This is a genomic window from Streptomyces sp. NPDC002130 (assembly GCF_040296465.1).
Lineage (GTDB): Bacteria > Actinomycetota > Actinomycetes > Streptomycetales > Streptomycetaceae > Streptomyces.
Genome location: NZ_JBEOXI010000015.1, coordinates 38543 through 58349, shown reverse-complemented (window position 1 = coordinate 58349; position 19807 = coordinate 38543). Strand labels below are relative to the sequence as shown.

The 19807-nt window shown below is 70.5% G+C and carries 15 protein-coding genes and 1 pseudogene; 1 reads left to right on the top strand and 15 read right to left on the bottom strand.

The annotated features are described in order from the left end of the window. Both ABT116_RS04875 and ABT116_RS04870 read right to left on the bottom strand, forming a co-directional pair. Positions 1-94 (bottom strand): annotated as a pseudogene (locus ABT116_RS04875) (hypothetical protein); the annotation flags it as partial. Between the two features lie 57 nt (positions 95-151). Beyond that, positions 152-1306, bottom strand: coding sequence for a right-handed parallel beta-helix repeat-containing protein (locus ABT116_RS04870; protein WP_351627847.1), 1155 nt, complete (start codon positions 1304-1306; stop codon positions 152-154). A 245-nt stretch (positions 1307-1551) separates the two neighbouring features. Here ABT116_RS04870 and ABT116_RS04865 point away from each other — a divergent pair, with 245 nt between their 5' ends. Beyond that, positions 1552-3768 (top strand): glycoside hydrolase family 43 protein, encoded by a 2217-nt coding sequence (locus tag ABT116_RS04865; protein ID WP_351627845.1) that lies wholly within the window; start codon positions 1552-1554, stop codon positions 3766-3768. A gap of 3 nt (positions 3769-3771) precedes the next feature. Here ABT116_RS04865 and ABT116_RS04860 read toward each other — a convergent pair whose 3' ends face one another. The 13 genes from ABT116_RS04860 to ABT116_RS04800 form a co-directional block, all read right to left on the bottom strand. Continuing rightward, a complete protein-coding gene (locus ABT116_RS04860) occupies positions 3772-4929 on the bottom strand; it encodes a dienelactone hydrolase family protein (protein WP_351627840.1) in 1158 nt (385 codons plus the stop codon). Continuing rightward, positions 4916-6181 carry a pectate lyase family protein gene (locus ABT116_RS04855; RefSeq protein WP_351627835.1) on the bottom strand — a complete coding sequence of 422 codons (1266 nt, stop codon included), beginning with the start codon at positions 6179-6181 and terminating at the stop codon, positions 4916-4918. The genes ABT116_RS04860 and ABT116_RS04855 overlap by 14 nt, the downstream gene beginning before the upstream one ends. Beyond that, on the bottom strand, positions 6174-7295 hold the full coding sequence (locus tag ABT116_RS04850) for a pectinesterase family protein (protein ID WP_351627832.1): 1122 nt from the start codon (positions 7293-7295) through the stop codon (positions 6174-6176). The genes ABT116_RS04855 and ABT116_RS04850 overlap by 8 nt, the downstream gene beginning before the upstream one ends. A gap of 111 nt (positions 7296-7406) precedes the next feature. Beyond that, complete coding sequence (locus tag ABT116_RS04845) at positions 7407-8717, bottom strand: pectate lyase family protein (protein ID WP_351627830.1); 1311 nt, start codon at positions 8715-8717, stop codon at positions 7407-7409. Between the two features lie 31 nt (positions 8718-8748). After that, on the bottom strand, positions 8749-9546 hold the full coding sequence (locus tag ABT116_RS04840) for a rhamnogalacturonan acetylesterase (RefSeq protein WP_351627827.1): 798 nt from the start codon (positions 9544-9546) through the stop codon (positions 8749-8751). Positions 9547-9665: 119 nt separating this feature from the next. After that, complete coding sequence (locus tag ABT116_RS04835) at positions 9666-11027, bottom strand: ABC transporter substrate-binding protein (RefSeq protein WP_351627824.1); 1362 nt, start codon at positions 11025-11027, stop codon at positions 9666-9668. Positions 11028-11076: 49 nt separating this feature from the next. Then, a complete protein-coding gene (locus ABT116_RS04830) occupies positions 11077-13077 on the bottom strand; it encodes a pectinesterase family protein (RefSeq protein ID WP_351627821.1) in 2001 nt (666 codons plus the stop codon). A 33-nt stretch (positions 13078-13110) separates the two neighbouring features. Then, positions 13111-14619, bottom strand: coding sequence for a glycoside hydrolase family 43 protein (locus tag ABT116_RS04825; protein WP_351627818.1), 1509 nt, complete (start codon positions 14617-14619; stop codon positions 13111-13113). Next, positions 14616-15461 carry a DUF6807 domain-containing protein gene (locus ABT116_RS04820; RefSeq protein WP_351627816.1) on the bottom strand — a complete coding sequence of 282 codons (846 nt, stop codon included), beginning with the start codon at positions 15459-15461 and terminating at the stop codon, positions 14616-14618. Before ABT116_RS04820 ends, ABT116_RS04825 begins: the two co-directional genes overlap by 4 nt. Then, positions 15458-16609: a Gfo/Idh/MocA family protein gene (locus tag ABT116_RS04815; protein ID WP_351627814.1), complete on the bottom strand. Its 1152-nt coding sequence runs from the start codon at positions 16607-16609 to the stop codon at positions 15458-15460. Before ABT116_RS04815 ends, ABT116_RS04820 begins: the two co-directional genes overlap by 4 nt. Before the next feature lie 20 nt (positions 16610-16629). Beyond that, positions 16630-17916 carry a pectate lyase family protein gene (locus ABT116_RS04810; protein ID WP_351627811.1) on the bottom strand — a complete coding sequence of 429 codons (1287 nt, stop codon included), beginning with the start codon at positions 17914-17916 and terminating at the stop codon, positions 16630-16632. After that, positions 17913-18809, bottom strand: coding sequence for a carbohydrate ABC transporter permease (locus tag ABT116_RS04805; protein ID WP_502983818.1), 897 nt, complete (start codon positions 18807-18809; stop codon positions 17913-17915). Before ABT116_RS04805 ends, ABT116_RS04810 begins: the two co-directional genes overlap by 4 nt. After that, entirely contained in the window at positions 18806-19741 is a 936-nt protein-coding gene (locus ABT116_RS04800; protein WP_107458689.1) for a carbohydrate ABC transporter permease, read from the bottom strand. Before ABT116_RS04800 ends, ABT116_RS04805 begins: the two co-directional genes overlap by 4 nt. Positions 19742-19807 lie beyond the last annotated feature (66 nt).

The following is a 19807-nucleotide window of genomic DNA, read 5'->3' as shown; positions in this document are numbered from 1 at the left end:
CCAGGTGGCCCGGGCCCTTCGGGGCGACCATGCAGACGTCGACGCCGGCCGGGGGCTTGATGAAGCGGTTGCGTATGTTCAGGCCGTGGCCGAAGCCCCCGTCGCTTCGCACCGACGGGGGCGTCGCCGTGTCCGCCACGGCGACGGCCGCCTATTCCATCGTCGAGCCGATGCCCGGGGAGCCGGTCGTCAGGAACGCCGTCGCGGGCAGGGAGCCGTCCGCCCGCCGGGCTCCGTACGCCCCGGCCGCGTCCGTCGACCTGAAGGGCGGGGCGGTGATGCCGCCGTCCCAGTTGTTGCCGGCGGAGACCGTCGAGGGACCGAGCTTCGCCGCGCCGCCCTTGTCGGCGACGGCGAGGTTCCTCGCGAGGCGGCCCGTGCCGGTCGCGAAGGAGAAGCCGCTCCCGGCGTTGGTGTAGGCGGTGTTGCGGTGCAGTGCGACGGCGCCCGTGTTGGAGTTCCCGGTGAAGCCGTGCAGCGTGTTGCCCCAGGCCGCGTTGTCGTTGACGACGTGGGCGGCGGACGCTCCCCCGCCGCCCAGCTCGAAGCCGTTGCCGTTGCCCTCGAAGGCCGTGTCGTGCCGGCGGTTCTCGCCGTTGCCGAAGGCCCAGGAGTGCTCGATGGTGACCGGGGAGGAGAACTGCCACAGGTCGAGGCCGTCGTCGGAGTTGCCGTACAGCCGTGCCCCGGTGATCCGGTTTCCGGTCCCGGAGCCGAACTTGACCGCGATGCCGTCGGCGTTCCGGCCGTGGCCGGCCGGGTCGTAGTTGCCGTGGCTGTCCAGGTTCTGCACGAGGTTGCCGGTGGTGCCGTCGCCGCGGAGGGTGAAGCCGGAGTCGCCGTTGCCGGCGGTGACCAGGTTCCTGAAGACCCCGCCCACCGAGGACGTGACGACCAGCCCCTGGGCCGGGGAGTTGACGAAGGCCAGGTCCTGGACGGTCCAGTGGTCGCCGTGGATCGCGGCCAGCCAGGAGCCGGCGGGCAGCTCGGACCCGTCGATCCGCACCTTCTCACCGTCGTACGCCCGCAGGGTGATGGGCGCGGAAGCGGTGCCGTTCGCCGTGGACTCGAGGGTGGCGGCCGGGTGGTAGGTGCCGCCGCGGACCTGGATCACGATGCCGGCGGTGGCGTTCCGCACGGCCTCTTCGAGCTGGGCCGTGCCGGAGACGGTGACCGTCGTCGAGGCGGCCCGCGCGCCGCCGCTCGACAGCCCGAGGTGGACGCCGCCGGCCCCCGCGGCACAGGCCACGGCTGCGGCGATGGAGAGCGTGCGGGTCCTGCGATGACGTCCGGCGCTCGGCAGCACGGAGCGTTCCTTTCCTGGGGGCCGGGGACGGAAACGGCTCGGAGGGGCCCGCTCCGGCTCGTCTTCCGTCCATCAGTCGCCGCCGCCCCGGAAAGGGTTGCCGCCGTCACGTGCGCCGGTTCCCGGCGTTCCGAAAGTTTCGGAAACACCGGCCTCACGCACACCCGTTGACGCCCTGACTCCCTCCGGTGAAACTCCGAAGGCTGTTATCGAACAGAATCCCCCACACTCCGACAGGAAGTGTCATGCGCCCCCGCATCGCCCGCACGCTCCTGCTCCCCTTCCTGGCCCTGACCGGCCTCCTCCTGACCCTCCTCGCGGCGCCGCCCAGCACCGCCGACCCGGGAGCCCCGCCCGTGAAGCACAGCACGTACGCCGGCTATCTCTTCGCCTACTTCACCGGTGAGGGCACCGCCGACGGCGAACAGATCCGCTACGCCCTCAGCCGCGGCAACGACCCGCTGCACTGGCGCGAGCTGAACGCCGGCAAGCCGGTGCTGACGTCGACGACCGGCGAGAAGGGCCTGCGCGACCCGTTCGTCATCCGCTCCCCCGAGGGCGACAAGTTCTACCTGATCGCCACCGACCTGCGGATGTACCAGAACTCCAGCGGCAGCTGGGACGACGTCCAGCGGCACGGCAGCAAGTCGATCATGGTCTGGGAGTCCACGGACCTCGTCCACTGGACCGACCAGCGCCTGGTGAAGGTCTCGCCCGACAGCGCGGGCAACACCTGGGCCCCGGAGGCCTACTGGGACGACGAGCTCGGTGAGTACGTCGTCTTCTGGGCGTCGAAGCTGTACGCCGACGACGACCCGGACCACAAGGGCGACACGTACAACAAGATGCTGTACGCGACGACGAAGGACTTCCGCACCTTCAGCCGGCCGAAGATCTGGAACGACCCGGGCTACTCGGTGATCGACTCCACCGTGGTGAAGTACGAGGACGAGTACTACCGCTACACCAAGGACGAGCGGGATCCCAGCTCCTCCAGCCCCTGCTCGAAGTTCATCACCGGCGAGAAGTCGACCTCGCTGACCTCGACGAAGTACGACTTCGTGGCCGACTGCATCGGCAAGGGCGCGATGGACCGCGGTGAGGGCCCGACGGTGTTCAAGTCGAACACCGAGAAGAAGTGGTACCTGTTCATCGACGAGTACGGCGGCCGCGGCTACGTGCCCTTCGAGACCACCGACCTCGCCTCCGGCAAGTGGACCCCGTCGACGAACTACCAGCTCCCGGCGAGCCCCCGGCACGGCACGGTGCTCCCGGTGACGCAGCAGGAGTACGACCGTCTGCTGGCCGCCTACCCCTCCACCTCCACCTCGGTCGTGGACGCGACGGCGAAGCACCAGAAGGGCTACGCGATCGTCACGGACAGCGCCTCGAAGGTCGTCCTGCCCATGCGGCCGGACGCCGATCTGCGGGGCCTCGCCCCGAAGCTGTGGGTAGGTGAGGCCGCGAAGCTCAGTCCGAAGTCCGGCACGCGGCGTGACTTCCGCACGCCGCAGAAGTACACGGTGACGGCCGCCGACGGCACCAGGCGCACCTGGACGGTCGAGGCAGTGCCCACCCGCAGCCCCCTGCTGCCCGGCCTGAACGCCGACCCCGACGTCCACTACCTGAACGGCCGGTACTGGATCTACCCGACGACGGACGGCTTCCAGGGCTGGAGCGGCACCAAGTTCAAGGCGTACTCGTCGAAGGACCTGGTGAACTGGAAGGACCACGGCGTGATCCTCGACCTCGGTCCCGACGTGAGCTGGGCCGACAAGAACGCCTGGGCGCCCGCGATCGCCGAGCGCGACGGCAAGTACTACTTCTACTACTGCGCCGAGCAGCAGATCGGCGTCGCGGTGGCGGACTCCCCCGCGGGCCCCTTCAAGGACGCGCTCGGCAAACCCCTGGTGCCCAAGGGCGGTTCGCTCAAGGGCCAGATGATCGACCCTGCCGTCTTCACGGACGACGACGGCCAGGCCTACCTGTACTGGGGCAACGGCCACGGGTACGTCGTGCCGCTGAACGACGACATGGTGTCCTTCGACGCCTCGAAGGTGAAGGACATCACCCCGGACAACTTCCGCGAGGGCTCCTTCGTGATCAAGCGCAAGGGCACGTACTACTTCATGTGGTCGGAGGACGACACCCGCAGCGAGAACTACCACGTGGCGTACGCGACGGGACCGTCCCCGCTCGGCCCGTGGACCAAGCGCGGGACGATCCTGCAGAAGCGGCCCGAGTACGGCATCCTCGGCACCGGTCACCACTCGGTGGTGAACACTCCCGGCACCGACGACTGGTACATGGTCTACCACCGCTTCGCCCTCAACGGCCCCGGCCTGCCGGGCGGCGACGGCATGCACCGCGAGACCACCGTCGACCGCATGGAGTTCGCGGCCGACGGCGGCATCAAGCCCGTGGTACCGACGCTGGAGGGCATCAAGCCGGTACGGCGGTGAGTCTCACAGGACGTCGTCGAGCCAGCTGACGACCTCGTCCTGCACGGGTGCGGTGAAGACGTGGCCGAGCTCCGGCCACGTCTTCGTCCGTATCCGCTCCTCGGCGTGGTGCGAGCGCCAGACGGCACGCAGCTTGTCGTACGCGACCCGCACGCCCTCGGCCGGGAACAGGGTGTCCAGTCCGCCGTCGAAGAACAGCATCGGCTTGGGTGCGGCGATGCTCGCCACGTCGGGGATGTCGAGGTGCCGGGCGAGGCCGGGGTGGAGCATGTAGTACGCCGACTGCCCGCGCAGCGTGTTGTTGCCGGGCACCATCATCTCCTTCAGGCCGGTCATCCAGCACACGCTCGCGGCGGCCGCGACGTGGTCGCTGAGGGCGGCGGTCTGCCAGGCGCGGTAGGCGCCCATGGAGAAACCCACGGCCGCGACACGGCGGGCGTCCACCCGGTCGAGTCCGGCCAGGAAGGCGGCGGCCCGCTGGTCCTCCCGGGCCGTGAGCCCGGCGAGTGAGGATCCGAGGTTGAAGAAGTTGGACGCCAGGGCCTGCTGCTGCTCGTACGCGAGGGGGCCGCGGTCACCCCAGCCGAGCGCGTCCAGGCACAGCACCACATAGCCGCGCCCGGCCAGTTCGTCACCGACGAACCGTCCGCTGAAGTACTTGTCGGCCCACGCCCGCGCGGAGGCGAGCCGCGTGTCGTCGTACCAGGGCCGGACGAGCTTCTCCTTGCCGATGTCGAACCTGGCGCCGTGGTCGTGCAGGAGCAGCACGGCGGGGAAGGGCCCGCGGCCGTGCGGGGTGAGCAGGGCGCCGCGGACCCGTTCGTAGCGGGTGAGGGAGACGGTCACCAGCTCGCGGGTGTAGTCCCGCGTCCGGGACCGGCCGGTGAACTCCGGTGCGTACGGCGTCCCGTCCTGCCGCTCGACGAGGAGGTGCTCCTCGACGGTGGCGCGGGCGGCTCGCCGCCAGGCACGGAAGTCGCGGATCGGCGACCGGCCCCAGGCCAGCGGGAAGGTCAGGGCGTCCTTCAGGGCGGGGTGGAAATCGGGCAGCGGACCGTCCACGACCGCAGCCCGTGCCCCGCTCACCGCTCCCCCGCCCAGCAGCGCGGTCCCCGCCCCGACGACGAACGTCCGTCGCCCCAGCGCGTCATGGGCGTCCATGCGGCCTCCCGGCTCCGGCGTGCCGCAGTACGTACCGCTCGACGGCCGCCGGGGAGGGCAGGACGCGGTGGTCGTACACGTCGGCGGGGTCCCAGCCGACGTCGCTGCCGAGTCCGAGCGCGCTCGCCACGGCGTTCAGTCGGGCTGGCCGGCCGTTCAACCAGGAGCCGGTGTCGTGGAACTGCGTGCCCCCGTAGGCCGCGACGGCGAGTGAGCGCCCTCCCCCGGGGTACCGGAAGACGTTGCGCTCGGAGAAGATCGCGGACTCCACGCCGACGCCCAGGGCGTAGAGCGGCGCCCGCCCCCGGTGGACGTTGTTGACGACGTGCACCTGCCCGAAGCGGACCCGCGGGGCGCGCTGCACGATGTCGGTGAACAGGTTGCGGGCGAAGGTCACTTTCAGGTGCCCGCGGTCGCGGTCGCCGCGTCCGTCGCCCGACCCGACGAGGGTCGCCTTGTCGTGCTCCTCGAACCGGCTGTCGGAGACGGTGATCAGGTCGGAGCCGTCCTCGATGTCCAGCAGCCCGTCGTGCCGCTGTACGCGCTCGCCGTGGAAGCCGAGGGGTGCCGCGCTGTCCGGGAAGCGGCCGTCGGTGAAGGTGCAGTGGTCGATCCAGATGTTCCTGCCGGTTAACACGGTCATGGCGTCGAAGCGGGCGTTCCAGCTGCCCCGGGCGCCGTCGTCCGGCGACCAGCTGCTGAAGTGGTCGACGGGTGCCTCCAGGCGCAGGTTGCGCACGATGATGTCGGTGCCGGTGTTGACGGTCAGGAACACCCCGAGGAGCCGGGCGTCACGGCCGGCGCCGACGAGTGTGGTGTTGCTCGGCAGGGTGAGCTGGATCTGCGCCTTCTCGTTGTTCGACCCGGTCTGCCGCAGCTGCCGCTGCTGCTTGCAGTAGCCGAAGCGGGTGTCGGACCAGGCCGAGCCGTCCTCGCCGAAGCAGGACATGTACCGGCGGAGGTCGTATCGGGGCGCGTAGTCCTGCTCGCCGAGCAGGGAACTGTCGTCGCTCTCATGGCCGTTGACGTCACCGACGACCCGGATCACCTTGGGTGCGGTCGGCTCGCCGTCGTTGGCGAGGGCCGCCTCGAGCTCGGCGCGCGTGTCCACCGTCCAGGTCCGCCCGCCCGCACCGCCGGTCGTGCCGTGGCCGGTAGAGGCCCAGCCGGTGGGCGCGCGGTCCGCGGCGGAGGCCGGTACGGCCGGCCAGAGCAGGCAGAGACCGAGGAGGAGCGCGGCGGCCCTACGCATACGGCCGCCAGTCGCCGAGGTAGGTCTGCCTGGTGTGCGACCGGGCCTGGGCGGGGGTGAGCCGGGGGCGGTTGGCGGGGACCGTGATGTCGGCGCCCGGGCCGGTGTTGCGGTACTCGGCGAAGCGCTGGGCCTGCCAGGGGTAGGAGTCGGACATGTTGGCGTAGGGCGCGACCGCGTCGATGCCCGGGCCGAGCCGGGTGTCCCGCACGGTGAGCATGGGGCGGGCGGTGGTGTCGGAGCTGGGCACCCAGGGCCGGGCCAGCTTGTAATAGCCGTCGGGTGCCGCGCTGCTGACGCGGCTGCGGGTCACCAGGTAGCCGAGCGGGTTGGCGCCGGCGGTCGACGGCGCGAAGACGAAGCCGTACGGGGCGCCGGCCAGGTCGGTCCGGGACAGGGTCCGGAAGTGGCACCGCTCGAAGACGGCGGTCGCCCGCCCGAAGACGAAGTCGACGTCGCCCTCGACGTGGCAGTGACCGAAGTACTGGCGGGCGAAGGTGCCCAGCGCCATGGAGTCGGCGTACAGGGTGTCCTGGTGGCCGAGGAACCGGCAGTGGTGGAAGGCGGACCGGTCGCCCTGGACCTTGAGGGCGACGGCCTGGGTGCCGGTGATCTCCGGGTGGTCGGCGCGCAGCCAGTCGTTGGCGAAGGTGATCCAGCGGGCGGTGAACCCGTCGGCCTGGACGGTGGTGGTGGCCGAGCCGGTGGTGCCGTGGGTGCCGCCGCCGGGCTTGGGCGTCCCTGCCGCGTTGTCGTACACGATGACGACGTCACAGGGGTTCTCGCTCGCCCCGATCCAGGTCATCTCGGTACGCCCGGGGTCGACGGCGACGGTCTGCCGGTAGACGCCCGGCGCGATGACCAGCGTGTATCCGCTGCCGACGGCGGCAGCCACGGCATCGCGGACCGTGGTGAAGTCACCGGCACCGCCCGGGTGGACGTACAGGGTCCGGGGGTCGCGGCGCGCGGCGGGCGATCCGTACCGGCCGAACGGTCGCGTCCGGGTACCGGCCCGGGCGGGGCCGGGGGCGAGGCCGAGGAGGGTGCCCGCCGCGGCGCTCGCGGCGAGGAACCCCCGGCGGGAGAGGGGCGAGTGGTCGGGCTGCGAGAGCATGCGGCTGCTCCTTCGCGGTGCGGCGGGTGCGGGGTGGGAAGGGGCCGGGGCGGGCGCACCCCGGGGTGGGGATGCGATGCGGGCCGCCCCGGCCGGTTCGGGACAGTCAGGTCAGCAGAGGCGGCCGGCGCCCGCTCGGGCGTCGACGATGCCCGGGACGGCCTTCGCCGGGTCGACGTCCGCGCGCAGGGTCGGCGTCCAGCCGGCGCCCGACTGGAGCGTCTCCCCCGGGATCTCCGCGTTGTGCACGGCGATCAGATCGACCGCCTTGCCGTTGACGATGTTGGAACCCGCGGTGACCGGCGCCTCGTTCCACTTCTTGAGGATCTTCGCCGGGCTGAAGCCCTGCGCCAGCGTGAAGGCGTTGTGCTCGGCGACGAGCCGGGACTCCTTGCCGATGCCGTAGACGTAGCCCCACTTCTGGCCCTTGGTGACCACGAAGTGGTTGTTGTACGAGTCGACCTGCCCGAACCGCACCCGCGGGGCCCGCTCGACGATGCCCTCGAAGCGGTTGTGGTGCAGCGTGACCTTCAGCTTGCCCGTGTCATCGGCGGTGGCGCTGTCGCTGTTGCCGATCAGCATGGTCTTGTCGTGGTCCTTGAACGAGTTCCAGGACACGGTGACGTGGTCGGAGCCGCGCACGACGTCGAGCAGCCCGTCGTGCTGCTGGTAGGTCTTGCCGAAGTAGGACGGCAGCGAGCTGTCGGGGTAGCGGCCGTCGGTCAGCGTGTTGTGGTCGACCCACACATGGGTGGAGCCGTAGACCACGATCCCGTCGTACTCGCTGTTCCAGGCGCCGGTCTTGTTGTCGTCGGTGGGGTCCCACTGCGGGAAGCAGTCGATCGGGGCCTCGAAGGCGAGGTTGCGGACGATGACGTTGTTCACGCCCCTGATCTGCAGGCTGCCGCCGCGGATCCCGGAGCCCTTCCCGACGCCCACGATGGTGGTGTTGGCGGGCACGCTCGCCTTGATGGTCTTGTCCTGCCCGGCGGCGGACGCGGCCCGCAGGTCCTCCTGTTCACCGCTGACGGGCTTGTCGTGGCCCCAGACGGCGGGGTCGTAGGCGGCGAGGTACTTCCGGAAGTCGTACCCCTCGGCCGCGAACGCGTCGCAGCCCTGGGAGACGGCGTCGATGACGCCCTTGACCTTGATGATCCTGGGCGCGGTCCCGCCGTCCTTCAGGGCGGCCCGGAACTGCTCCCAGGTGGTGACGGTGTAGACGTGCTGCGCGTCGGCCGCCGCTCCGCCGGTGGTGCCGGTGCCGTGGGAGCCCCATCCGTCGCCGGCTCCGAGGGTCTGGCGCGCGATGTCCCGGGGCTGGGCCTGGGCGCCGGTGCCGCTCAGGGACAGCACGAGCGCGGTGCAGCCGATGAGCAGCGCGGCTCTAGCCATGACATGATCATGACACTTCTGTGCGTTCATGGTACGGCTCTCTTCCTTCTTCGTCGGGGGGTTACGCGGCGGGTTCCGGCCAGGTGACCCAGGACTCGGGAATCCGCTCGTCCAGCCGCCGCACGTCACGCGGCCCGAACACCCGGGTGCGCAGCAGCTCCCGCGCCACGAGCCGGGCCACCTCGATGGCCCCGGGCGGGTTGAAGTGCGTGTTGTCCTGCTCGGTCGCCGTCCAGTTGAAGTACTTCTTGGTCTCCTCGACCCCGAGCCGCTGCCACAGGGCGAGCGACAGCGCCTGGATGTCGAGCAGCGCGACCCGCTCCTCGGCGGCGAGGGCCCGCATGGCCGCCGGGTACTCCCCGTGGGTCGGCAGAGCCTTCCCGGCGGCGTCGAACCGCCGCCGCTCCACGGAGGTGGCGAGCACCGGCCGCGCCCCACGCGCCCGGGCTCCGTCCAGGTACATCCGCAGATACTCCTGATACGCCGACCAGGGCTCGGTGTACCGGGTGGGGTCTTCCCGCTTCTCGTCGTTGTGACCGAACTGCACGAGGAGGAAGTCCCCGGGCCGGATGGCGGACAGGATCCCCTTCAGCCGCCCCTCGTCGACAAAGCTCTTCGAACTCCGCCCGTTCACGGCGTGATTGGAGACAGCGAGCCGGGAGCTCTGCAGGAAGAACGGAATCGCCATTCCCCACCCGGTCTCGGGCGCGGCGTCCTGGTACTTCTGGGCGGCGGTGGAATCACCGGCGATGTAGAGGGTTGGCGTACGACGGCCGGCGGCGAGAGCGGTCCCGGCCAGGGAGAACGCCAACGGCACAGCGGCCGCGGCAACAGCGACCTGTCTACGACTCAGAGACACGCGGAGTCCCTTTCAACGGGGGTGTGTGTAACTCACTTAGGGGCGCGGGGAACTGCGCGAACAACCACGGGACGGCCCGCACCCTGCAACCACAGGCCGCCCCACGGCGAAATCCAGCACTACCCGTTCTGCTGGTTCCATTCCTCCTGCGCGGAATTCAGCTGCTCAGCCATCGTGTCCAGGAATTCCTTCGCACTCATCTTCCCGAGCAGCACCTTCTGGAAATTCGGCTCGTTGTCCGCCTTGGAAATCGTGTTCCAGTCCGGCAGGTAGTACGGCAGCTGCACGATCGTCGTCGACCCGTCCGACAACGCGTCGGCGGCCAGCTTCGTGGGCTCGGCCTTCGAGATCCACGCGTCCTTCGCCGCGTCCGTGTTGGACGGCACCTGCCCCGCCGCCTCGTTGAACTTCGAGTTCTCCGCCCTGGACGTGGCGAACTCGATGAACTTCCAGGCGGCGTCCTTGTTCTTGCCGCTCTTGAACAGCCCCAGCCCGTCCACCGGGTTGGACACCTGCACCCGCTTCCCGGAGGCCCCGACCGGCTGCGGAATGCCCCGGAACTTCTCGGGCCCGAGCGCCTTCACGTGGTCCTGGTACGACCCGAGGTTGTGGTTCAGCATCCCGATCGTGCCGGAATCCCACTGCGCGACCATCTTCGTGAAGTCGTTGTTGAGGTCGGCGGCCGGGGTGACCTTCTTGTACAGCGCCGCGTACTTCTCCAGCGCCGCCACGTTCTTGGGGTCGTTGACCGTGGTCTTCTCACCACTGGAGTCCCAGAACGACGTGATGCCGGACTGCCCGTACATGGCGTCCAGCGCCTGGGCGATGGAACCCGCACCACCGCGAATGGTGTAGCCGAACTCGTTCTTGCCGGCGTTCGTCAGCTTCTTCGCGGCCTCGTAGAACCGGTCCCACGTCGTGGGCTCCTGGAGCCCCGCCTTCTTGAACAGGTCGGTGCGGTAGTACAGCACACCGTTGTTCGCGGAGGTCGGGATCGAGTACAGCTTGTCGTCCCCGCCGCCGGCGGCCTTCAGCGACTCGACCATGTCCTTGTTGAGCTTGCCGTTCAGCGACGACTTGCCGAGTCGCTCGTCGAGCGGCTCCAGCGCGCCCTGCGCGGCGAACCCCGCGAGCATCGCCGCGCCCACCCCGCCGACGTCCGGCAGGCCTCCGCCCTGGAGGGCGGTGTCGACCTTCGACTGGTACTCGGTCGAGGCGATCCCGACGTAGTCGACCTTGATGTCCGGGTTGGCCTTCTCGAAGTCGGCGATGACCTCCTTCCAGATCTCCGTGCGGACGCCGCCGTTGTTGTCCCAGAAGACGATTTTGCCCTTGCCGCTGCCGTCGGCGCCCTTGTCGCCGCCCGCTCCGCTGCCGTCGTCGCCGCAGGCGGTCGCGGTCAGCGCGAGCACGGCCCCGAGGGCGACGGCGGCCGAGGTCCGGCGCCCGCCTCTGCTGCTGGTGCGATTGCTGATCTTCATTGGTCGGCTCTCTTCTTCTGGATCCTGCGGAACTTGAGGGTGTGGAGGGTCAGTGGCGGGTGTGCGGCGCCCAGCCGTCGGTGCCCGCCAGGTAGGCGGTGACGGTGTGGGAGCGCGCGTCCCGGTCGCTCATCTGCGGACGGTCGGCGGTGACCGTCGCGCCCGGGCCGTAATTGCGGTGTTCGGTGAACCGTGCGTCCTTCCACGAGAACCCGCTCATGTCGGTCCACGGCGAGGACTTGACCGCGGCGGGCAGCCGGGTGTCCCGGATCAGCACCTGGGCGACCGCGTCCGGCTCGCCGCCCGGGTGCCAGGGCCGCCCCAGGTGGTAGGTCCCGGCGGGGGCGTCGCTGACGATCTTCGACTTGGTGATCAGGAACCCGTACGGGTTGCCCTTCCACGTCGAAGCCGCCGTGATGTAGCCGTTGTTCGAGTCCGACCCGCGGCTCAGCGCCCGGATCACCGACCGTTCGATCACGGTCGTGGCCCGTCCGTAGACGAAGTCGACGTCGCCCTCGATGTAGGAGTCGCGGACGTAGACCCGGCTGACGGTGGTCAGCTTGGGGCTGTCGGTCATCAGGGTGTCCTGGTTGCCCAGGAAGGCGGTGTCCTCGAAGACGATCCGGTCGCCGGTCGTCTTCATCGCCAGGGCCTGCTCGCCCTTCAGCTCGTGCGCGGCCTCGTCGAAGTCGTTGCTGAAGGTGAGGTTGCGTGCGGTGACGTCGTTCGCGGCGATCCGGACGGTGGCGCTGCCCGTCGACCCCCCGTACTCGGCCGGCGTGTCGAAGACGATGACGGTGTCGGAGCGGTCCCGTCCGGTGCCGCGCAGCTCGATGTTCGGCTTGCTCGCGGGGATGAACACCTCCTCGCGGTAGGTGCCCGGCGCTACGGCGATGGCCAGCGGGGTGTCGTTGCCCTCGGGGACGGCGTCCACGGCGGCCTGCACGGTCGGATGGTCGCCCGGGACGTGCAGCGTGACCGGCCCGCCGATCCGCTTCTGCGGCCCGGAGAACCGCTTCACCAGCGCGGGCACCGCGGCGGCCGGGTCGAGCCGGTAGGTGTAGAACTCCCGCGGGTCGAACGCCGTGCCCCACGCGTCGTGCCGGCCCGTCGTGTTCCGCAGGACCGACCCGCGCTGCACCAGCTCCGCCGTCGCGTCGGCCTGGTAGGGGTGCTGGACGCCGTCGTAGAAGCTGTTCTCGATGACCATCTTCGTCCTGCCGCGCGACCAGTTGCCGTACGTCCAGACCGGGTCGCCGTCGGACAGCTGCCCGGACAGGTAGTTGTTGTAGAGGTGCGCGTAGGCGCAGTTGTCGGCGGACGGGTTGCGCTGTTTGGTGCCGCGGAACCAGTTGTGGTCGACGGTGATCTGCGTCGTGACGTTCGGGGTCCAGCCGATGCCGAAAGTCTTGTTGTTGTCGGTGAACCGGTTGTAGGAGACGGTGACGTACTCGCTGTCCTTGCGGATGTCGAGCTGCCCGTCGCAGATCCGCGAGAACCGTATGTGGTCGATCCACACGTGGTGGGCGGTGTCCAGGCGGATGCCGTCGTAGTCGGATTCCTTGCAGTCCCAGTCGCCCTCGATGGCCGTGTCGCGGATCGTCAGGTTGCGGATGACGACGTTGTGCGTGCCGGGGTCGAGGGTGAAGCCGCCGTGCACGATCTCGGCGGTGTCGCTCACGCCGATGATGGTCTTGTCCGAGGCGACGGGTATCTCCCTGCCGAAGGGCTCCATTTCCAGGGTGCCCTTGACGCGGATGACGTACGGCTCCTCGGCCGCCGCGTACTTCGCCAGGGCGGCCTGGTCGGTGACGGTGACGACCTTGCCGCCCACCCCGCCGGTGGTGCCTCCGGCGAGGGAGGCGAAGCCGTGCGGCCGGTCGGTCCAGCGGTCCGCGGCGGGCCCGGGGTGCGCCGGGGGCGCCGGGGGCGCCGCGTGGGCGTCCCCGATCGCCCCGAGGCTCAGCGCGGCGACGAGGCCGAGCACGGCGGCCAGGACCGTGCCGGGCCGCCCCGGTCTTGACAAGCGCTTGCTACGGAGGTGCGTCATTGCGGCTCCCAACAGGCTTACGACAGGGGTGTGTTACGTGGCGCTGATCCGGAACCGGGTGAAGGCCGCCGCTCCGGCGTGCCCCTGGCCGGCGGGCGCGAGGGCGAAGAGGCCGAGCAGGGCGCCGACCCAGCGCCACGGGGTCGCGGTGAAGACGGGACCGGATGGCCGGAAGCCGTCGCCGACGTCGGCGGAGAAGCGGCAGCGGGCGCCCGCGCCGATCTCGATCCGCAGCCGGGCCCGGCCCTCCGGGGCGAGCCGGGGGTGGGCGGCGTCGCGTTCGCCCTCCGCCACGGCCTCGGCGAACCGGTGCACGAGGTGGACCGTGCCGTCCGTACCGCGCTGGAGTCCGATCCAGCCGAACGCGTCCCCGAGGACCGCGAGTCCGGCCCGGGCCCCGGGCTCGTCGCTGTCCAGACGCAGCTCCACTTCGGCGGTGCAGGGCGCGCCGGGCAGTCGCTGGGTCAGCACGTGGGGCAGTTTCCGCAGGTCGTGGGCGTCCGTCGAGCGGACGCAGGTGAGCCGCAACCCGTCGCCGGAGTGCTGGGTGGCCCAGCCGTCCTGCGGGTTGGCCGTCCACTGCCACTGGCGGCCGTACCGCCCGCCGGGGAAGTCGTCGTCGGTGGCGGGCGCGGCGGGCGGCTGCGGCGGCAGGGCGGGGCGGCGGTGTTCGGCGACGGGGGCGCCGTCGTCCCCGAGCACCGGCCAGTTGTCCGGGCCCCAGCTCATGGGCTGGAGGTGGACGACCCGGCCGTGGGCGCCGCGCTGCTGGAAGTGCAGGAACCAGTCCTCGCCGGAGGGGGTGCGCACCCAGCCGCCCTGGTGGGGGCCGTTGACGTCGGTGTCCTTCTGCTCCAGGACGATCCTCTCCTCGTACGGCCCGAAGAAGCCGCGCGAGCGGAAGACGCCCTGCCAGCCGGTCTCCACACCGCCGGCGGGGGCGAAGATCCAGAACCAGCCGTCGTGCCGGTAGAGCTTGGGGCCTTCGAGGGTGAACCAGCCGGGTATGCGGTCACCGTCGACGATCACCTTGCCCTCGTCGAGGAGTCCGGTGCCGTCGGGGCGCATCCGGTGGCCGGTGAGGCGGTTCTTGACGCCGGAGCGGGACTTGGCCCAGGCGTGGACCAGGTAGGCCTCGCCGGTCTCGTCGTCCCACAGGGGGCAGGGGTCGATCAGCCCCTTGCCCGCCTTCAGCAGGTGCGGCCGGGTCCAGGGGCCCCTGATCTGCGGGGCGTTGATGTGGAAGACGCCCTGGTCTGGGTCGCCCCAGAAGATCCAGAAGCGTTCGTCGTGATACCGGAGGGACGGGGCCCAGACGCCGCAGTCGTGCCGGGGCGTGGCGAACTCCTCGGCCGGTTCCAGGTGGTCGAGGGCGTGGCCGACCAGGGTCCAGTTGACGAGGTCCCGGGAGTGCAGCAGCGGCAGGCCTGGGGCGCGGCCGAAGCTGGAGGCGGTCAGGTAGAAGTCGTCACCGACACGGACGACGTCCGGATCGGACCAGTCGGCGTTCAGGATCGGGTTGCGGTAGGTCCCGGAGGTCACGGGCTCACCGCCTTGCGGACGAGGGCCGCCGCGGCGTCCCGGTCGAGACGGCCGTCGGCGACGACGGTGACCACCCGGCGCACCACGGTCCCGCCCGGCGGGACCGGCACCCTCTCGTCGTACGCCAGGGAGGAGCCGACGCCCGGGTACTCCTCGGTGCGTACGAACCACGGGTCGTGTCGGGTCTGTTCGGTGGCGCCGGCGAAGACCAGCGTCCAGGTGCCGCCCCGCAGAGCGAGCCAGTCGGCGGGGCGGCCGTGGACGTTCTCCTCCCCGTCGGATCCGGCCGTGAAGACCTCCGGTGCCGAGGACTCCTTGCGGGCCCGCCAGAAGAAGCCGCCGTAGGCAGCGCCCGGGCGTCCGTTGGTCGCCGGGCTGCCGATGGACAGCGGGTTCCCGGTGACGTTGGTGAGGGAGAAGGTGAGGTCCAGCGCCCAGGCCTGGTCGGTGAGTTCGGTGGCCGCGACCGTGCGGCGCTCGCGCAGCAGCTCGCCGCCCGCGGCGACCCAGCGCAGCTCCTCCACGAAGCCGTCCGGGTCGCGCAGCTGGAACGCGATGTGCCGCTGGGAGCCGTGGTTGTCGAGCTCGGCCGGGCCCTGGTCGCGGACGTAGGTGCGTCCGCCCCAGAAGTTGAACCCCTCGACGTCGGGAACGGCGACACCGACGCCGAGGTGGTGTGCGTGGTCGGCCGGGGTCAGTTCGGTCACGGCCGTGCCGGACAGGGTGGTGACGGGGTGCAGATAGGGGCGCGGGGAGAGCCGGGCCGGCAGTTCGGGCCGGGTGACGTACCGGCCGACCGGCCGGCCCGCGACGCGCAGGATCGCTGTGCCGTTGCTGGTCATCGGGTGCTCACCTCGTTCGACAGGTGCGCCCAGGGGGCGCCGAGTTCGGAGTAGAGGGAGAGGGTGTCGGCGGCGGCCGCGACGAGCCCGTCGATGCCGGGCACCACCCGGCGGTTCTCTTCGGGGACGCGGTGCCAGGCGGAGTCCGGCAGCGGCGCCGGGTCGGGTGCGGTGCGGATGGCCTCGACGACCTTCATGAAGGCGCCGGTCTCGTCCGGCGGGACGAGCAGGTCCGCGCCGGTGGTGAGGTGGTCGACGAGGTTCTCCAGCAGGTCCGTGCGGCCGTGCTCGGACTCCTGCGGGCCGTGTCCCGCGCGCTGGAGCAGCACGCGGTCCTGCTTGTACCAGAAGGTGATCCGGCCGCTGCTGCCGTGCACGAGCACGTACGGTTCGTCCGCCTCCTCGGCGCACAGGGTCGCGGCGACCGTGACCGGGTGGCCCTGCGCGGTGGTGATCCGGACGCAGGAGGTGTCGTCGGACTCGATGGCGTTGGCGCGCAGCAGTTCGGTCTCGATGCCGGTGACGTCCTCGGCGCGGGTGCTGCCGCCCAGGGCGAGGGCGGTGGCGACGGCGTGGGCGAGGGGGTTGGTCAGCGCCCCGTCGATCACGTCGACGCCGTTCAGCCGCCGCTTGCCCGCCCAGGGCGCCCGGCGGAAGTAGTCCTCGTCGCGTACCCAGGCACCGGCCCCACCGAGGCCGACCAGCTGTCCGATCGCGCCCTCGGTGACCATCTCGCGGATGGCGGGCAGGGCGTGCGAGCCCAGCGACTGGAAGCCGATCTGGCAGACGACCCCGGCCGCGGCGACCCCGTCGGCCATCCGGCGGAACTCGGCGTAGGAGGGGGCGGGCGGCTTCTCCAGGAGGAGGTGCACGCCTCGTTGGGCCGCCGTGAGGGCGAGGTCGGTGTGGGTCGGGATCGGGGTGCAGATCACGGCGATCCGCGCGCCGGTGGAGTCCAGCAGGGCGCCGAAGTCGGCGGACTGCTCGGGCGTACCGAGGTCGCCGAGCTCCTCCTCGGTCAGTGGCGTCAGCTCGCAGACCCCGACGAGCCGCACGAGGCCCTGCTTCTGGAGCCGGCGGATGTTCTCGACGTGCCAGCGGCCGTGGCCCCGGGCACCGGCGAGAACGACAGGCAGAGGTGTGTTCATGGCATCGATCATGCGGCCGGTCACCGGATCCTCCCCGCACCCGCGCCGCGGGCCACCGCCCGGTCGGCTGCCGCGGCGCTGTCGATCCGCCCGTGCAGGGTGGGCGTCCAGCCGACGTGGGCCGTCAGGTCGCGCTCGCTGCCCGAGTTGTAGGCGTTGTAGACCGCGAGCAGGTCGACCGGGAAGCCGTTGAAGAGCGTGCCGCTCTGGTGCAGGGCGCTGCCGTTCCAGCTCTTGACCAGGTCGGCGACCTCCACCTGGCCGGGCGCGTGGAAGGCGTTGTTCTCGGCGTACATCCTCGACTCGGTGGAGACGCCGAGGGAGTAGCGGTGGTGGTCGCCGGTGATGTCGTAGCGGTTGTTGTAGACGTGGACCTGGCCGAAGCGGACGCGCGGGGCGCGCTGGACGACGGACTCGAACGCGTTGTGGTGCAGGGTGACGCGGAGTTTGCCGCGGTCGCCGGTGGCGGTGTCGCCGTTGCCGATGAGCATCGCCTTGTCGTGGCCGGCGAAGCGGCTCCAGGAGACGGTGACGAGGTCCGAGCCGCCTGTGATGTCCAGCAGGCCGTCGTGGCGCAGGTGGTTGCGGGCGAAGTAGGTCGGTTCCTTCGCGTCGGGGTGGCCCTTGTCGCTCAGGGTCACGTGGTCCACCCACACATGGGTGGCTCCGGTCAGCCAGATGTTGTCGTACGCCGTCTTCCAGTCGCCGAGGCCGCCCGTGTTGGGCTGCCAGACGGGGAAGCAGTCGTAGGCGTCGCGCACGTCGAGGTTGCGGATGATCACGTTGTCCGCGTTCCGCACCTGGAGGCTCGCGCCCTTCAGGACGGCGGAGTCGCCGAGGCCGACGATCGTGGTGTCGGAGCCGACGGGCAGCACGATCCGCTCGGCCTGCCGTGCGGCCGAGGCCTGGCGGGCCTCCTCCTGGGGGCCGCTGGGCTTGGCGGAGCCCCAGGTGCGGGGGTCGTAGGCGGCGAGGTACTTCTTCAGGCCGTAGCCGCCGGTGGTGTAGTCGGCGCAGTCCAGACGGTCGCCGTCGTCGTCGGTGTTGGCGTCGATCGTCCCGGCGACCTTGATGATCTTCGGGATGTCGCTGCCGCCGTCGAGGGCGCGGACGAGTCCGGCCCGGTCGGTGACTGTGAAGACGTGGGCGTCGTCTGCGGCGGCACCTCCGGTGGTGCCGGAGCCGTACGCGGCCCAGCCGTCGTTCGCCGGGAGGGTGTCGCGGCCGATGTCCCGGGCCTCGGCGTGCGCGGGCACGCAGAGCACCCCCAGCAGCCCGGCCGCGACGGCCAGGTGTCTGCCCCTCATCCCTTCACCGCCCCCGCGCTGAACCCGGTGATCAGCCACTTCTGGATGAAGGCGAACACGATCACCACCGGCACGGCGGCGATGATGCCGCCCGCGGCGAGCGCGCCCAGGTCGACGCTGTCGGCGCTCATCAGGGAGTTGAGGCCGACGGGGATCGTCTGCTTGTCCTGGTTGTTCAGGAACATCAGGGCGAACAGGAAGTGGTTCCAGGAGTGGACGAAGGCGAAGGAGCCGACGGCGATCAGACCGGGCCGCAGCAACGGCAGCACCACGATCCGGAAGGCCGTCATCCGGTTGCAGCCGTCGACCCAGGCCGCCTCCTCCAGGGAGTACGGCACGTTCTTGATGAAGTTGCTGATGAGGATCATCGACAGCGGCAGCTGGAAGACCGTCTCGGCGAGGATGACGCTGCCGAGCGAGTTGATCATCTGGAGCTCGGCGAAGATCTCGAACAGCGGGACCAGCAGCAGCGCGCCCGGCACGAACTGGGAGCACAGCAGGGCCAGCATGAACGCCCGCTTGACCTTGAAGTCGAACCGGGCGAGGGCGTAGCCGCCGGCCAGCGCGACGAGCGTCGTCATGAGCAGGGTGGCGACGCCGACGAGCACGCTGTTGGTGAAGTAGGTGCCGAAGTCGCGGTCCGTCCACACCTTCTCGAAGTGGTCGAAGGTCATCGGCCAGGGCACGAGCGACGTCGAGCCGGCCGGGCGCAGCGAGAACAGCAGGATCCAGTAGAAGGGGATGAGGGTGAAGATCAGGTAGATGCCCAGGGGCAGGTAGATCTGCCAGCGGGGTGCCTCGTCCCAGGCGCGCCTGCCCCTGGCGGGGCGCGGGGGTTCGGGGGTGGCGGGCGCGGGGGTGGGCACCGTCTTGGTGGCTTCCTTGACGCTCACTTGCTCTCGCCTCCGAACTTGCTCAGGCGCAGGTAGACCATCGAGCAGAAGAGCAGGATCACGAACGCCACCGTGGTCAGGGCCGACGCGTAGCCGAAGTTGTGGGCGTCGACGGATGTGTTGGCGATGTACAGCGGCAGCGTGGTCGTCTCGCCCGCGGGTCCGCCGCCGGTCAGGGTGTACAGCAGGTCGACGTTGTTGAACTCCCACACCGCGCGCAGCAGCGTGGACAGGATGATGGCGTCCTTCAGGTGCGGAAGCGTGATGTGCCAGAACTGCTTGATGCGGCTCGCGCCGTCGACCTCGGCGGCCTCGTAGAGGTCCTTCGAGACGGACTGGAGGTCGGCCAGGATGAGGATCGCGAAGAAGGGCACGCCGCGCCACAGGTCGGCCACGACCGCCGCCGGGAACACGGTCGAGGTGTCCGACAGCCAGCTGGTGCCGTAGGAGCCGATGCCCATGTCGGCGAGGTAACGGGTGATGCCCGTCTGGGAGTTGTAGAGCAGCACCCAGATCGCGGAGGTCAGCACGCCGGAGACGGCCCACGGGGAGAAGACCAGGGCGCGTCCCAGGCCCCGGCCCACGAAGGTCTGGTTGACGATCAGGGCCAGGGCGAGGCCGAACAGCAGCTGGAGGCCGACCTCGACGACGACCCACTTGGCGCTGAAGACCAGGGTGTCCCAGAAGACGGGGTCCTCGGTGAAGGCGTGGACGAAGTTGTCGAAGCCCGCGTAGCCGTTCCGCCACGGCTTGGTGGGGTTGTAGTTCTGCAGGCTGTAGTAGAAGACGCTGATGACCGGGTAGGCGATGAACCCCAGCATGAGCAGGGCGGCCGGCGCGATCAGCAGGTACGGGAGCCTGCGCGGGGTGGCGGAGGCACGGCGCCGCCGGGGTGGCGCGGGCGGTTTCGCCACGGCTGCGGCTTGGGCCATGACAGGGTCTCCGATCTCGGTACGGCTTGCTTTTGTGGAACAGGAAGCGCTTTCTCGATGTGCCGG

What these genes read in the sequence shown, in the direction of transcription:
- ABT116_RS04865 (WP_351627845.1), top strand. Translation starts at nt 1,552, where the DNA reads ATGCGCCCCCGCATCGCCCGCACGCTCCTGCTCCCCTTCCTGGCCCTG.
- ABT116_RS04860 (WP_351627840.1), bottom strand. Translation starts at nt 4,929, where the DNA reads ATGGACGCCCATGACGCGCTGGGGCGACGGACGTTCGTCGTCGGGGCG.
- ABT116_RS04855 (WP_351627835.1), bottom strand. Translation starts at nt 6,181, where the DNA reads ATGCGTAGGGCCGCCGCGCTCCTCCTCGGTCTCTGCCTGCTCTGGCCG.
- ABT116_RS04850 (WP_351627832.1), bottom strand. Translation starts at nt 7,295, where the DNA reads ATGCTCTCGCAGCCCGACCACTCGCCCCTCTCCCGCCGGGGGTTCCTC.
- ABT116_RS04845 (WP_351627830.1), bottom strand. Translation starts at nt 8,717, where the DNA reads ATGAACGCACAGAAGTGTCATGATCATGTCATGGCTAGAGCCGCGCTG.
- ABT116_RS04835 (WP_351627824.1), bottom strand. Translation starts at nt 11,027, where the DNA reads ATGAAGATCAGCAATCGCACCAGCAGCAGAGGCGGGCGCCGGACCTCG.
- ABT116_RS04830 (WP_351627821.1), bottom strand. Translation starts at nt 13,077, where the DNA reads ATGACGCACCTCCGTAGCAAGCGCTTGTCAAGACCGGGGCGGCCCGGC.
- ABT116_RS04820 (WP_351627816.1), bottom strand. Translation starts at nt 15,461, where the DNA reads ATGACCAGCAACGGCACAGCGATCCTGCGCGTCGCGGGCCGGCCGGTC.
- ABT116_RS04815 (WP_351627814.1), bottom strand. Translation starts at nt 16,609, where the DNA reads ATGAACACACCTCTGCCTGTCGTTCTCGCCGGTGCCCGGGGCCACGGC.
- ABT116_RS04810 (WP_351627811.1), bottom strand. Translation starts at nt 17,916, where the DNA reads ATGAGGGGCAGACACCTGGCCGTCGCGGCCGGGCTGCTGGGGGTGCTC.
- ABT116_RS04800 (WP_107458689.1), bottom strand. Translation starts at nt 19,741, where the DNA reads ATGGCCCAAGCCGCAGCCGTGGCGAAACCGCCCGCGCCACCCCGGCGG.